Origin of the sequence: Pseudomonas sp. GM78 (assembly GCF_000282475.1) — a bacterium.
In the GTDB taxonomy this organism is placed as follows: Bacteria; Pseudomonadota; Gammaproteobacteria; order Pseudomonadales; family Pseudomonadaceae; genus Aquipseudomonas.
Window position 1 is genome coordinate 55966 of the sequence record NZ_AKJF01000075.1, and the last position, 11708, is coordinate 67673.

The 11708-nt window shown below is 59.5% G+C and carries 12 protein-coding genes and 4 tRNA genes; 10 read left to right on the forward strand and 6 right to left on the reverse strand.

The features are described from left to right. Window positions 1-215: 215 nt before the first annotated feature. The 4 genes from PMI35_RS19555 to PMI35_RS19540 all read left to right on the forward strand — a co-directional run bounded on the left by PMI35_RS19555 (window position 216) and on the right by PMI35_RS19540 (window position 630). Window positions 216-291, forward strand: a tRNA-Asn gene (locus PMI35_RS19555). A gap of 9 nt (window positions 292-300) precedes the next feature. Continuing rightward, window positions 301-377 (forward strand) — tRNA-Pro (locus PMI35_RS19550). Window positions 378-382: 5 nt separating this feature from the next. Beyond that, window positions 383-458, forward strand: a tRNA-Lys gene (locus tag PMI35_RS19545). Window positions 459-553: 95 nt separating this feature from the next. Further along, a tRNA-Pro gene (locus PMI35_RS19540) sits at window positions 554-630 on the forward strand. A gap of 175 nt (window positions 631-805) precedes the next feature. Here PMI35_RS19540 and PMI35_RS19535 read toward each other — a convergent pair. The 4 genes from PMI35_RS19535 to PMI35_RS19520 are packed head-to-tail and all read right to left on the reverse strand — an operon-like array spanning window position 806 to window position 3540. Beyond that, a complete protein-coding gene (locus PMI35_RS19535) occupies window positions 806-2104 on the reverse strand; it encodes an NAD(P)/FAD-dependent oxidoreductase (RefSeq protein WP_008058325.1) in 1299 nt (432 codons plus the stop codon). A 60-nt stretch (window positions 2105-2164) separates the two neighbouring features. Beyond that, window positions 2165-2338, reverse strand: a complete 174-nt coding sequence (locus tag PMI35_RS19530) for a DUF3094 family protein (protein WP_008058327.1) — start codon at window positions 2336-2338, stop codon at window positions 2165-2167. A gap of 51 nt (window positions 2339-2389) precedes the next feature. Then, window positions 2390-2917: an MOSC domain-containing protein gene (locus PMI35_RS19525; RefSeq protein ID WP_008058329.1), complete on the reverse strand. Its 528-nt coding sequence runs from the start codon at window positions 2915-2917 to the stop codon at window positions 2390-2392. After that, complete coding sequence (locus PMI35_RS19520) at window positions 2914-3540, reverse strand: DUF1780 domain-containing protein (RefSeq protein ID WP_007970534.1); 627 nt, start codon at window positions 3538-3540, stop codon at window positions 2914-2916. The genes PMI35_RS19525 and PMI35_RS19520 overlap by 4 nt, the downstream gene beginning before the upstream one ends. Window positions 3541-3771: 231 nt before the next feature. On the opposite strand from PMI35_RS19520, the gene PMI35_RS19515 reads away from it, so the two are divergent. The 3 genes from PMI35_RS19515 to PMI35_RS19505 are packed head-to-tail and all read left to right on the forward strand — an operon-like array spanning window position 3772 to window position 7639. Continuing rightward, a complete protein-coding gene (locus PMI35_RS19515; protein WP_008058331.1) occupies window positions 3772-5139 on the forward strand; it encodes an aromatic acid/H+ symport family MFS transporter in 1368 nt (455 codons plus the stop codon). Then, entirely contained in the window at window positions 5136-6353 is a 1218-nt protein-coding gene (locus tag PMI35_RS19510) for a benzoate/H(+) symporter BenE family transporter (protein ID WP_008058333.1), read from the forward strand. The genes PMI35_RS19515 and PMI35_RS19510 overlap by 4 nt, the downstream gene beginning before the upstream one ends. A 17-nt stretch (window positions 6354-6370) precedes the next feature. Further along, on the forward strand, window positions 6371-7639 hold the full coding sequence (locus PMI35_RS19505; protein ID WP_008058335.1) for an OprD family porin: 1269 nt from the start codon (window positions 6371-6373) through the stop codon (window positions 7637-7639). Between the two features lie 13 nt (window positions 7640-7652). Here the strand turns inward: PMI35_RS19505 and PMI35_RS19500 are convergent, their stop codons facing one another. Beyond that, window positions 7653-7895, reverse strand: coding sequence for a DUF2790 domain-containing protein (locus tag PMI35_RS19500; protein WP_008058336.1), 243 nt, complete (start codon window positions 7893-7895; stop codon window positions 7653-7655). A 120-nt stretch (window positions 7896-8015) separates the two neighbouring features. Here PMI35_RS19500 and PMI35_RS19495 point away from each other — a divergent pair, with 120 nt between their 5' ends. Together PMI35_RS19495 and PMI35_RS19490 are read left to right on the forward strand one after the other, a co-directional pair. After that, a complete protein-coding gene (locus tag PMI35_RS19495) occupies window positions 8016-8948 on the forward strand; it encodes a LysR family transcriptional regulator (protein ID WP_008058338.1) in 933 nt (310 codons plus the stop codon). A 76-nt stretch (window positions 8949-9024) separates the two neighbouring features. Then, complete coding sequence (locus tag PMI35_RS19490; protein ID WP_008058340.1) at window positions 9025-9714, forward strand: energy-coupling factor ABC transporter permease; 690 nt, start codon at window positions 9025-9027, stop codon at window positions 9712-9714. Window positions 9715-9733: 19 nt separating this feature from the next. Here PMI35_RS19490 and PMI35_RS19485 read toward each other — a convergent pair whose 3' ends face one another. Then, window positions 9734-10075: a hypothetical protein gene (locus tag PMI35_RS19485; RefSeq protein WP_008058342.1), complete on the reverse strand. Its 342-nt coding sequence runs from the start codon at window positions 10073-10075 to the stop codon at window positions 9734-9736. Between the two features lie 181 nt (window positions 10076-10256). On the opposite strand from PMI35_RS19485, the gene PMI35_RS19480 reads away from it, so the two are divergent. Then, window positions 10257-11705, forward strand: coding sequence for a cytochrome c oxidase subunit II (locus tag PMI35_RS19480; protein WP_008058344.1), 1449 nt, complete (start codon window positions 10257-10259; stop codon window positions 11703-11705). Window positions 11706-11708 lie beyond the last annotated feature (3 nt).

An 11708-nucleotide genomic window follows, 5' to 3' on the forward strand; every position in this document is an offset into this window, starting at 1 on the left:
TAAAGTGCGCCCCGCAGTAAGTCACCCGCCAGGGTTTCTGCTCCCAAGCAGGAATCTAAAATAAGTTGCAAATCATTAACTTGAATGCAAATTAGGGGGTTGACAGAGGTGCTGAAGATTGTAGAATAGCGCGCCTCAGACACACGAACGCAGCGATGCGAACGGGTCGAAGAGAACGCAGTAAAGCTACAAAGTTGTAAATTGAAATGTGTAGTTCCGTGATAGCTCAGTCGGTAGAGCAAATGACTGTTAATCATTGGGTCCCAGGTTCGAGTCCTGGTCACGGAGCCAATTTCAAACCGGGGTATAGCGCAGTCCGGTAGCGCGCCTGCTTTGGGAGCAGGATGTCAGGAGTTCGAATCCCCTTACCCCGACCATTTTTGGGTCGTTAGCTCAGTTGGTAGAGCAGTTGGCTTTTAACCAATTGGTCGTAGGTTCGAATCCCACACGACCCACCATTTTTGAAACCAGTTAACGCTGGAATCGAATCTTAAGATCAGACGCCAAAAGCTCTGTTCGCAGAAGGCGCCTTTCAAAGGTGCCTTTTTTTTACCGGGGTATAGCGCAGTCCGGTAGCGCGCCTGCTTTGGGAGCAGGATGTCAGGAGTTCGAATCCCCTTACCCCGACCATACTAAAAATCCTCGTATCGAAAGATACGGGGATTTTTTTTGCCTGCGAAAAACATAAGGGCACTGCTAAAACCAATGTGGGAGCTAGCCTGCTGGCGATTGCGCTATGTCAGTCAACACGATGCTGACTGTTTCGACGCTATCGCTAGCAGGCTAGCTCCCACAGGTTTTTACATCAGTGCAGCTTCAGGCGCGGCTCGGTCCCGCGTCCGATCTTGCTGCCCAGCATCAGCATCGCCGTGCGGAACGGCCCGTATAGCGCCATCTGGTGCATGCGGTACAGCGACACGTAGAACATCCGCGCCAGCCAGCCTTCCAGCATGACGCTACCGGTCAGGTTACCCATCAAGTTACCCACAGCCGAAAAACGCGACAGCGAGATCAGCGACCCGTAGTCGGTGTACTTGTACGAAGGCAGAGGCTTGCCTTCAATCCGCAGTTTCAGCGATTTGGCCAGTAACGAAGCTTGTTGATGCGCAGCCTGGGCGCGCGGCGGCACATTGCGATCAGTGCCCGGTTGCGGGCAAGCCGCGCAGTCACCGAAGGCGAAGATGTTCTCGTCACGGGTGGTTTGCAGGGTGGGCAGCACTTGCAGTTGATTGATACGGTTGGTTTCCAGGCCGTCGATGTCCTTGAGGAACCCTGGCGCACGGATCCCGGCGGCCCAGACTTTCAGGCTGGCGTTGATCACTTTGCCATCCGCGGTGATCAGGCTGTCGGTCGTCACCTCGCTGACGGCGGCGTTGGTCATCACGTTCACCCCGAGTTTTTCCAGGGTCTTGTGCACCGGCCCGCCGATCCGCTCCGGCAGGGCCGGCAACACCCGTGGCCCGGCTTCGATCAGGGTGATGTGCATGTTTTCCGGTTTGATCCGGTCCAGGCCATAAGCCGCCAGTTCATGGGCGGCGTTATGCAGTTCGGCGGCCAGTTCGACCCCGGTGGCACCGGCACCGACGATGGCGACGCTGATCTGCTCGACCTTGTCGGTCTGCCCCGCGTGGGCGCGCAGGTAGTGGTTGAGCAATTGCTGATGGAAGCGCTCGGCCTGCTTGCGGGTGTCCAGGAACAGGCAGTGCTGCGCCGCGCCCAGGGTGCCGAAATCGTTGGTGGTACTGCCGACGGAGATCACCAGCGAGTCATAAGGCACTTCGCGGGCGGGCACCAGTTCCAGCCCGGCTTCATCATAAGTGGCGGCCAGCTGGATTTTTTTGTTGGCGCGATCAAGCCCGCTCATGCGCCCCAGCTGGAACTGGAAGTGGTTCCATTTTGCCTGGGCCACATAGTTGAGTTCGTCTTCGGACGAGTTCAGCGACCCGGCCGCGACTTCATGCAGCAGCGGTTTCCAGATGTGGGTGAGGTTCGCGTCGACCAGCATCACGCTGGCCGTGCCGCGCTTGCCCAGAGTCTTACCCAGACGGGTAGCCAACTCCAGACCGCCGGCGCCGCCGCCGACAATTACAATACGATGGGACATGGGGATAACTCGCAAGGCTAAAGGAAATCGGTGCAATTACCCGAGCGAGCGCCAGGCAGCTCATAGCGTCAGGTAACTGATAAAACGGCTCAACAGGCCCAAACCAATGGTCACTGCCAATACCAGCACCAGAAGCATCCACGGCCGGAAAGGCCGGCGCTCGACACGGTGTTGGGACAGTTGCAGATACGCTTCGACATGCTTTTGGTCTTCGGGGTTCAGGCGGCTGGTCATAAAGGCCTCGTCAGGTAGACGTTGCTGAAGGTGAAGAAGCTACAGGCAGACTCAACGAACGTTGAACGGAGCATAGCCGCTGTCCGGAACAGGCTCGACGCTCACCTTGTCGTCCAGTCGAATGATGCCACTTTGTAACACCCGGGCGGTGATTCCGCCATGTCCGCGCACGGCCTGGAACGTCCCGGGGCCTAGATTGTGTTGCAGGCGTGCGCAGGGCTGGCACCAGCCGGTGGTTTCGAAAATCGCCTGGCCGATGCGGAAACGCCGGCCCTTGAGGCTGAACAGGTTGATGCCGCTGATAACGAGATTGCGCCGCAGATCTTCAGGCTTGACCGGTTGATCGTCCGGGCGGCCCATGAGCGAGCTGATCACTGCCAGATGCTCCCACTGGATCAACGTCACCTGCCGCGCATTGCGTACGCCAGGTCGCGCGCGATCACCAGTCAAGCCGGCCTCCAGTCGCGCTTCCACGGCATCCAGTTCGATCATCGGCACGTGAGGTTCGGGGCGCACGCCGATCCAGCGTACGCGGCCGATCTGCGTCACTTGGGCAATCAGTTCCTGCAGTGGGCTCACAGGCTGATCCCGACGTCGAACACGATGCTGCGTCCCAGGTTGCTGCGCAGGAAATCCGGCGCATCGGGATGTGCGAACAACACACGGGCGAAGGTCGGGCCCACCAGCGACAGCGAGCGCCAACCCTGGCGGAGGTATTCGGTGGGCGGCGGGAAATGGCTGTTGAGGTCCAGCACTTCGCGCTTGAGGCTGGCGAAGGCAATGATGTCCAGCTCACCCAGGTCCATGCCGCGTTCTTTGTAGTTGTGCGCTTTTTTGCGCAAGGTCGGCGCCAGCCGCAGCAAAAATTCGTTGGCCGGTATGCGCCGGGGCTTGGCCTCGCGCCGGACCAGCTGGCTCAGGGAGAACGCGCTACGCCGCCGTTGCAATTCGTCGCGCCATTCATCATTGAGGCGCCGGCCCTCGTCGAGGACGAAGAACACCTCGAAACTGGCGTCGCGAAACAACACGTCCGGCGGTTCTCCTGCCGGGGCGAATTCGTCGGCGCGGTAGGGAATGTTCAGGCCTTGCAGCAGGCGCTGGCAGACCCAACGCTCTCGCTCCCATTTGCGGGCATTGGACAGGAACGCGTTGGCTTGCTCGGCCGCAATGGTCAGCAGGCGTAAGTAATCTGAGTCATCCATAGGCCCAAGCTTAGCGCTCAAATCTGATCGCAAAGAAAACAGTTTGTCGCACGGGTGCAAATACCGCTTCGAAATTCCCGCCTGCAACACCTCATGACGCCTCTGCACAAAACGGATAGCGATCTGCGTGATGCGGATATTGACCTGCGTCCGAGCCCTCTAGCATCGGCTGTACGGACGTAAGCCGTATTCCCGATGCTCTTAAAAGAAAAACAACAAGAGATGAACGCCATGCGCAAAATCGACGTACACGAGGTTATCGACAAGGCTCGTTTCAACCGCTTTCACTGGATGGTGCTGTTCTGGTGTGCCCTGATCATCATCTTCGACGGTTACGATCTGGTGATCTACGGCGTGGTTCTGCCGATGTTGATGAAGGAATGGGGGCTCAGTCCCCTGCAAGCGGGCGCACTGGGCAGTTATGCATTGTTTGGCATGATGTTCGGCGCGCTGTTCTTCGGCCCGCTGTCGGACAGGATCGGCCGCAAGAAAGCCATCACGATATGCGTGATCCTCTTCAGCGGTTTCACCGTGCTTAACGGCTTCGCCAGGAACCCCACGGAGTTTGGTATCTGCCGCTTCATTGCCGGCCTGGGCATTGGTGGCGTGATGCCCAATGTCGTGGCGTTGATGAACGAATACGCGCCGAAAAAGATCCGCAGCACCCTGGTGGCGATCATGTTCAGCGGCTACTCGGTGGGCGGCATGCTGTCCGCCGGGCTGGGCATCGTGCTGATCCCGAGCTTCGGCTGGCAGTCGGTGTTCTACGTGGCGATCCTGCCGTTGCTGCTGTTGCCGCTGATCATGTATTTCCTGCCCGAGTCGGTGGGTTTCATGCTGCGCCAGGGGCGCAATGAGGAAGCCCGCCACATCCTCCAGCGGATTGACCCGGCCTACGTCGCACAGGCTGATGACCAGTTGCACATGATTGAAGTGAAGGGCACGGGCACCCCGGTGTTGCAGTTGTTCCGCGAAGGCCGTGCACTGCGTACGCTGATGTTGTGGCTGGCGTTTTTCTGCTGCCTGCTGATGGTCTACGCCTTGAGTTCCTGGCTGCCGAAACTGATGGCCAACGCCGGCTACAGCCTGGGCTCGAGCCTGTCGTTCCTGCTGGTGCTGAATTTCGGCGCGATCTTCGGTGCAGTCGGCGGCGGTGTACTGGGTGACAAGCTCAACCTGCCGCGCGTGCTGTCGGTGTTCTTTGCCATGGCGGCAGTGTCGATCACCCTATTGGGCTTCAACAGCCCGATGCCGGTGTTGTACCTGCTGATCGCCATCGCTGGCGCCACCACCATCGGTTCGCAGATTCTGCTGTACGCCTGCGCCGCCCAGTTCTACTCCATGAACATTCGGTCCACGGGCCTTGGCTGGGCTTCGGGCATCGGGCGCAACGGTGCGATCGTCGGGCCATTGCTGGGTGGTGCCTTGCTCGGGATCAGCTTGCCGCTGCAACTGAACTTCATGGCGTTTGCCTTGCCCGGTGCGATTGCCGCCATCGCCATGACGGTGTTCGCCATCAGCAGTCGGCGCAGTGCCCGACAATCACTATCAGGCGCGCAACAGGGCGCGTCTGGTGGAGCTGTCGGCGAGGCTTCATGAAGACCTTGATGCGCGACTTTTCCCTGTCGGCGGCCGTCGCTGGATTCATCGCCACGGTGATTTCCTACGCGGGTCCCCTGGTGATCATTTTCCAGGCCGCCGAGGCTGCGCACCTCTCACGGGAAGTGCTGTCGTCGTGGGTCTGGGCGATTTCCATCGGCAGCGCCGTGCTCGGCATCGGCCTGAGTTTGCGCTACCGCGTGCCGGTCATCATCGCGTGGTCGGCGCCCGGTTCGGCGCTGCTGGTGGCGTTGTTGCCAGGGATCTCCCTGCCGGAAGCGGTGGGTGCCTATCTGGTCAGCAGCCTGATCATTTTCCTGGTCGGGGTCTCGGGGGCGTTTGACCGGATCATCGGCAAGCTGCCGGCAGCGGTGGCGGCGGCGATGCTGGCGGGGATTCTGTTCAGCTTCGGCACCGGGCTGTTCGTCTCGTTGCAGGGCAAGCCGTTGCTGGTGCTGGCGATGTTTGCCACGTACCTGGTCTGCAAACGGCTGATGCCGCGGTATGCGGTACTGATGGTGCTGCTGGTGGGCTGCTCGATGGCGTTGCTCGCCGGTGATCTGCATCGCGAGGCGCTGGTCATCGGCTTGGCCACGCCGGCGTGGATCACCCCGGCGTTCAGCCTCAGCGCAACGCTGAACATCGCCTTGCCGCTGGTGATGGTGACGCTCACCGGCCAGTTCGTTCCCGGCATGGCGGTGTTGCGCGCCAGCGGCTACGCCACGCCATCGGGCCCGATTATCGCCAGCAGCGCTTTGGGCACGGCCCTGTTGGCGCCGTTCGGATGCCACGGGCTGAACCTGGCGGCGATTACAGCGGCCATTTGCACGGGACGAGAGGCCCACGAAGACCCCGGCAAGCGTTATGTGGCCGGGGTGGTGGGAGGCCTGTGTTACCTGGTGCTGGGGATCTTCGGCGCCACCCTGGTCTCCCTGTTTTCGGCATTCCCCAAGGAGTTGATCGCGGCCCTCGCCGGATTGGCGCTGTTCGCGGCGATTGCCGGTGCGCTGGCGGGCGCGATGGCGGTGCCAAGCGATCGCGAAGCCGCACTGGTGACCTTTCTCACCACCGCCTCGGGCATGTCGCTGTTTGGGTTGTCCGCGGCTTTTTGGGGGCTGATTTTCGGCATGGTCACCCATTTGATGTTGAACAGCCGTCGCGCCGTTGCTCGCAGTGAGCCCACTGCTGAAGCACTTCTACCTGTCGATCAATAAAAATAAGAGAAAAAACGATGAAACAGATTCTTCCAACAACCGGTTCAGTGTTGTCCATGGCTGTCGTCTCGGGTTTCTCCACCGGCGCGATAGCCGCCGAGGGCGGTTTCATCGAAGACACCACGGCCACCTTGCAAGCACGCAATTACTACTTCAGCCGCGACTATTCCGACATCGTCGGGGCCAATCAGCAATCGAAGGCCGAAGAGTGGGCGCAGGGATTCATCCTCAACGTCAAATCGGGTTATACAAAGGGCACTGTCGGGTTCGGCGTGGATGTGATCGGCCTGCTCGGGCTCAAGCTCGACAGCAGCCCGGATCGGGTCAATACCGGTTTGCTGCCGGTGCAGGATGACGGGCGGGCGGCGAACGATTACAGCCGTCTGGAGGGCGCCTTGAAGATGCGCTACTCCAAAACCGAACTGAAAGTGGGGGAGTTGCAACCCAACCTGCCGGTGCTGGTGTTCAGCGATATCCGGCTGCTACCGCCCAGCTATCAGGGGGCGAGCATCAGCTCCAGCGAGATCAATGGCCTGACGCTGCAGGGCGGGCATTTGAATTCCACCAGCCTGCGCAACGAGGCCGGTGACGAAAAAATGCAGGCCATGCTCGGTCATGTCCCGCAACGTCAGGTCAGCAGTGACGGCTTCAATTTTGCCGGGGCCGATTACGTCTTCAACGATAAACGCAGCTCGGTCAGCGCCTGGTACGGGCAACTGGAAGACATCTACAACCAGCGCTTCCTGGGGCTCAAGCACAGCCAGCCGATGGGTGACTGGGTATTGGGGGCCAACCTCGGCTACTTCGATTCGCGCGAGGACGGCAAAAAACTGCTGGGCAATATCGACAACCAGGCGTTCTTTTCGCTGCTGTCGGCCAAGCGTGGCGGCCACACATTTTATCTCGGCTATCAGGGCATGTTCGGCGACAGTGCGTTCCCACGGGTGTTCGCCAACATCTCACCGCTGGGCAACGAAGTACCGACCTATGAGTTCGCCTTCACCGATGAACGCTCCTGGCAGGCGCGTTACGACTATGACTTTGCGGCCCTGGGAGTACCGGGGTTGACCAGCACCGTGCGCTACATCAGCGGCAACAATGTCAATACCGGCAAGGGGTATGAGGGCAAGGACCGTGAACGTGACCTGGACATCGGCTATGTGCTGCAGAGCGGCAGCCTCAAAGGCCTCGGCATCCGTGTGCGCAATGCGATGGCGCGGTCCAACTACCGCAGTGACATCGATGAAAACCGCTTGATCCTGAGTTACACCTGGACGCTGCTCTGAGTGCCAGGGCGGATCACAGGCTGCTGGTGCAATCACCGATGACGTTGTAGGTCACGCGGCGTGTCTGGCCCTGATGGTCGACATAGACCATGGTCGCTGGTACAACGCCGCACGCGGTGGCGGTGTCTGACACAGAAACCACCTTGGCGATGTCCAGCGGCTGGGCCGGGTTGTACAGGACAGCGAGGGGCTCGTTTTCAGCGGCCATGGCCGAGGTGGCGACGAGAGTCAGAAACAGGCTGATCAAGGTTTTCATTATGGCGAGCTCCATGTGGATTCGATGGGTAAAGTCTAGTCTTTGCCACCGCTGGATAAAGGGGCGAACGCCTGATACAGCCTTACATGAAACGTAACAGTCAGCGGCCGAGGGAGGCTTATGGATTTGCTTAACAACTTGCGCGTGTTCGTCCGTGTCGTGGACTGCGCAAGTTTCACCGCCGCCGCCGACGCGCTGCAATTGTCCACCGCGCAGGTCTCGCGCCTGGTCGCGGACCTGGAGCAGCACGTACAAGCTCGCCTGCTGCAACGCACCACGCGGCGCTTGAGCCTGACCGAGGCCGGTGAACGATTCCTGCTGCGCAGCCGGCTGATACTCGAAGAAATGGAAGAGGCGACCGCGGAGGCTCGCGGTGCGCATCTCAAGCCAAGTGGACGGTTGAGGGTGCACAGCATGAACGGCATGGGGGTGCTGATCACGCCGCTGGTTGCCCGCTACAGCGAGCTTTATCCCGATGTGGTGATCGAGCTGACCCTGTCGCAGCGCAATCCCGATCCGCTGGAGGAAGGTCACGACGTGGTGATTTCGACGGCCCAGGAATTGGCCGATTCGCAATTGGTCGCCCAGGTCGTCGGGCAGTTTTACAGTGTGCCCTGTGCTTCCCCGCAATACCTGCAACGCCGGGGTGTGCCGGATCATCCGCGGGCGCTGGACGATCATCAGTGCTTGCGCATGCTCGACCCGCTGTACAGCGATCAGTGGCTGTTTCAGGACGAGGAGGGCGAGCATGCGGTCAGCCCATCCAGGACTTTTCAGTGCAATGTTGCCGAGTCGATGGTCAAGGCGTCGGAGGCCGGCATGGGCATCAGCCTGATCCCGTTCTACACCGCCACGCGTTCCTTGAGCGACGGCACCTTGATGCGTTTGCTACCGGACTATCGGCCTCGTCAGCGTAATGTGTATGCGCTGTATCCGTCGCGGCGCTTTCTCGATGCCAAGGTCCGCACTTGGGTGGACTTTCTCAAGACCGAGCTGCCCAGGCTGTTCGCCGAGCATGAAGCGGTGATCAACGATCCCCTGCATTGGGCGTGAAGTCGAGGGGTCGGCAGAGGGCGGTGTAGACTGAAGGCCTGTTCTCTATCGGCAAGACAAGGGAGTGTGCCCCGTCATGATCGGCGCCGAGTTGCTGTCACCCGCAACCCTCACGGTGGGGTGGCTGGTCTATGTGCCGGTGCTGATCTGGGCCGTTGCGCGAGTGTCCTGGGTCGAGCTGTTCAGCGACAGTCGTCGCCAGCATTTGCTGTTCGGCACGGTGTTCGCGCTGTTCGCGCTGTGGCTGGTGCGGCGGGATTTCGATACCGGCGTGTCCTATCACTTTATCGGCATGACTGCAGTGACCCTGTTGCTCGACTGGCCGCTGGCGATCGTTGGCGCACTGGTGGCGCAAACGGGACTGGTGCTGCTGGGCCGTCAGGACCTTGTGGCCATGGGGGTCAATGGCGCGCTGTTCATTTTGTTGCCGGTGTTGATCACCGAATGCTGTGCGATTCTGGTGGAGCGCGCGCAGCCGCGAAATCCCTTCGTGTATATCTTCGTGTCCGGTTTTTTCGCAGCAGCCCTTACAGCGTTGCTGTGCCTGGGGCTGTCGCTGACGTTGTTGTGGTACGACGAGCGGTTTGCCATGCCTTACTGGCTAGAAGACTTCATCGGCTACCTGTGGCTGCTCATTTTTCCGGAGGCGTTCATCAACGGCATGGTGGTCAGCGCGCTGGTGGTGTTCTGCCCGGAATGGCTGGAGACCTTCAATCGCACGCGTTACCTGTCGGCGCCCTGGAAGGACGACGACCCCAAGTCTTGATCCCTTCAAGCCCGCCGTTTCAATCGATCAACTGATCAATCAGGACCACGTTGGAATAGATCAGGCTGCCATCGCTCGCCCGGTGTCCGACCAGATGGAACTGACCACGTTCGTAGTGCAGATAGACGCGCATCTTGCAGTCGGACAAGGGGGCGTAACCCTCAGGCAAGACCAGGTTCAATGTGTCCATGTCGACATCGACCATGATTTCTTTCAGCGCAGGGTTCTTCTGCAGGCGTTCTTCCGCTTCCTCCAGGCGTAGATGGAGGGGGCCGTCGACGTAAAAATGGATCTCGCCCATCGGTTCGGATGGTTGATTGGGGTTGGGTTTGCACCTGCCTTCGAGCGTCAGGTTACTCATGACGAAACCTCCATCGGGGATGCTGGCGTGCCATTGAGTATAGCCGCCTGCCGGGTCTCGCTTGCCGACCTATACTTTTCACTGGCTTTGCCTCCTTGGGTGGTAGTTGCCGGCCCTGTCTGGACGTCAGTGGCGATGCTTGCGCGAGGCCTGTGAGCAACAGCAATAGGATGAAGAGAAAATGGCGATAGCAATTATCTTGATTCTAATCGTTATTGCCTCAGTGCTCTTTCATGTACTAGCGCCCTGGCATGCAGCACCGCCCGCGTCCAACTGGGGATCGATAGACACCACACTGTTCATTACCCTGATCATCAGCGGTATATTTTTCATCGCCATTACGGTGTTCATGGCCGTCGCCATAATGCGCTATCGGCATAAGGAAGGTGCCAGGGCGCATTACCAGCCAGAAAGTAAAAAACTGGAGTTCTGGTTGATTGTCGTGACCTCGATCGGTATTGCCGCCATGTTGGCGCCAGGCCTGGTGGTCTACAACGATTTCATCCGGGTGCCGAAAGAGGCTTATGAACTTGAAGTGGTCGCCCAGCAATGGCAGTGGACCTATCGTTTTCCCGGCCAGGACGGCAAGTTGGGCAAGTCGGATATCAAGTTTGTCGATGCCACCAATCCCCTCGGTGTTGATCCAAAAGACCCCGCCGGGCAGGACGATGTACTTATAAAAAATAATGAAATCAGGCTTCCACTTGATAAACCGGTGAAAGTTTTACTGCGTTCCAAGGATGTATTACACAACTTCTACATCCCGCAAATCCGCAGCAAGATGGACATGGTGCCCGGGATGGTGTCGTACTTTTGGTTTACCCCGACTAAAACCGGGAAATACGAAGTCCTGTGCGCCGAGTTTTGTGGCGTAGGCCATTTCAACATGCGTGGCCAGATGATCGTGGAGGAGCAGGGCGCTTTCGATCAATGGCTGAGCGACCAGCCGACCTTTGCGCAGACATTGGCCAGCGCTGCCAAGCCCGGTCAGGATAGCGTGCTGGAAAAGGGTCGCCAGTTGGTCGAACAATACGGCTGCAGTGCCTGCCATAGCCAGGATGGCAGTGCCCGTCTCGGCCCGGGATGGAAGGGGCTTTACGGTCGCACTGAACAGTTTGCCGACGGCACCCGTGCGCTGGTCGACGAGGCTTACCTGAAAGAGTCGATCCTCAAGCCGCAGGCCCGTCTGGTACAGGGCTACCCGCCGGTGATGGTGGCCTATACTCTCAAGGACGATGAAATGGCTGCTGTCGTTGCCCTGATCAAATCACTGGGCGATGCGCCGCAAGCGTCGGGACCAGGCGAGGACCAGGTGGCGCAGGGACAACAGCTGGCCCAATCGCTCGGTTGCCTGGCCTGCCACAGTGTCGATGGCAACAAGGGCATCGGCCCCACTTGGCAGGGCCTGTATGGCTCGACAGTCACCCTCGCCGACGGTACGAGCGTGAAGGCCGATGAGGGCTATCTGAAAGAGTCGGTTCTTGATCCCGGTGGCAAAATCGTCAAAGGCTATGCGGCCGTCATGCCGGCCTTGAAACCGAGCGACAAGGACCTGGACGCGCTGATCGCCTTTATCAAATCCAAAGCCAATGCAGACGCCAGCAAGGCGCAACCAGGGAAGTCGCCGTAAACA

What these genes read in the sequence shown, in the direction of transcription:
- PMI35_RS19535 (WP_008058325.1), bottom strand. Translation starts at nt 2,104, where the DNA reads ATGTCCCATCGTATTGTAATTGTCGGCGGCGGCGCCGGCGGTCTGGAG.
- PMI35_RS19530 (WP_008058327.1), bottom strand. Translation starts at nt 2,338, where the DNA reads ATGACCAGCCGCCTGAACCCCGAAGACCAAAAGCATGTCGAAGCGTAT.
- PMI35_RS19520 (WP_007970534.1), bottom strand. Translation starts at nt 3,540, where the DNA reads ATGGATGACTCAGATTACTTACGCCTGCTGACCATTGCGGCCGAGCAA.
- PMI35_RS19515 (WP_008058331.1), top strand. Translation starts at nt 3,772, where the DNA reads ATGCGCAAAATCGACGTACACGAGGTTATCGACAAGGCTCGTTTCAAC.
- PMI35_RS19510 (WP_008058333.1), top strand. Translation starts at nt 5,136, where the DNA reads ATGAAGACCTTGATGCGCGACTTTTCCCTGTCGGCGGCCGTCGCTGGA.
- PMI35_RS19505 (WP_008058335.1), top strand. Translation starts at nt 6,371, where the DNA reads ATGAAACAGATTCTTCCAACAACCGGTTCAGTGTTGTCCATGGCTGTC.
- PMI35_RS19500 (WP_008058336.1), bottom strand. Translation starts at nt 7,895, where the DNA reads ATGAAAACCTTGATCAGCCTGTTTCTGACTCTCGTCGCCACCTCGGCC.
- PMI35_RS19495 (WP_008058338.1), top strand. Translation starts at nt 8,016, where the DNA reads ATGGATTTGCTTAACAACTTGCGCGTGTTCGTCCGTGTCGTGGACTGC.
- PMI35_RS19490 (WP_008058340.1), top strand. Translation starts at nt 9,025, where the DNA reads ATGATCGGCGCCGAGTTGCTGTCACCCGCAACCCTCACGGTGGGGTGG.
- PMI35_RS19485 (WP_008058342.1), bottom strand. Translation starts at nt 10,075, where the DNA reads ATGAGTAACCTGACGCTCGAAGGCAGGTGCAAACCCAACCCCAATCAA.
- PMI35_RS19480 (WP_008058344.1), top strand. Translation starts at nt 10,257, where the DNA reads ATGGCGATAGCAATTATCTTGATTCTAATCGTTATTGCCTCAGTGCTC.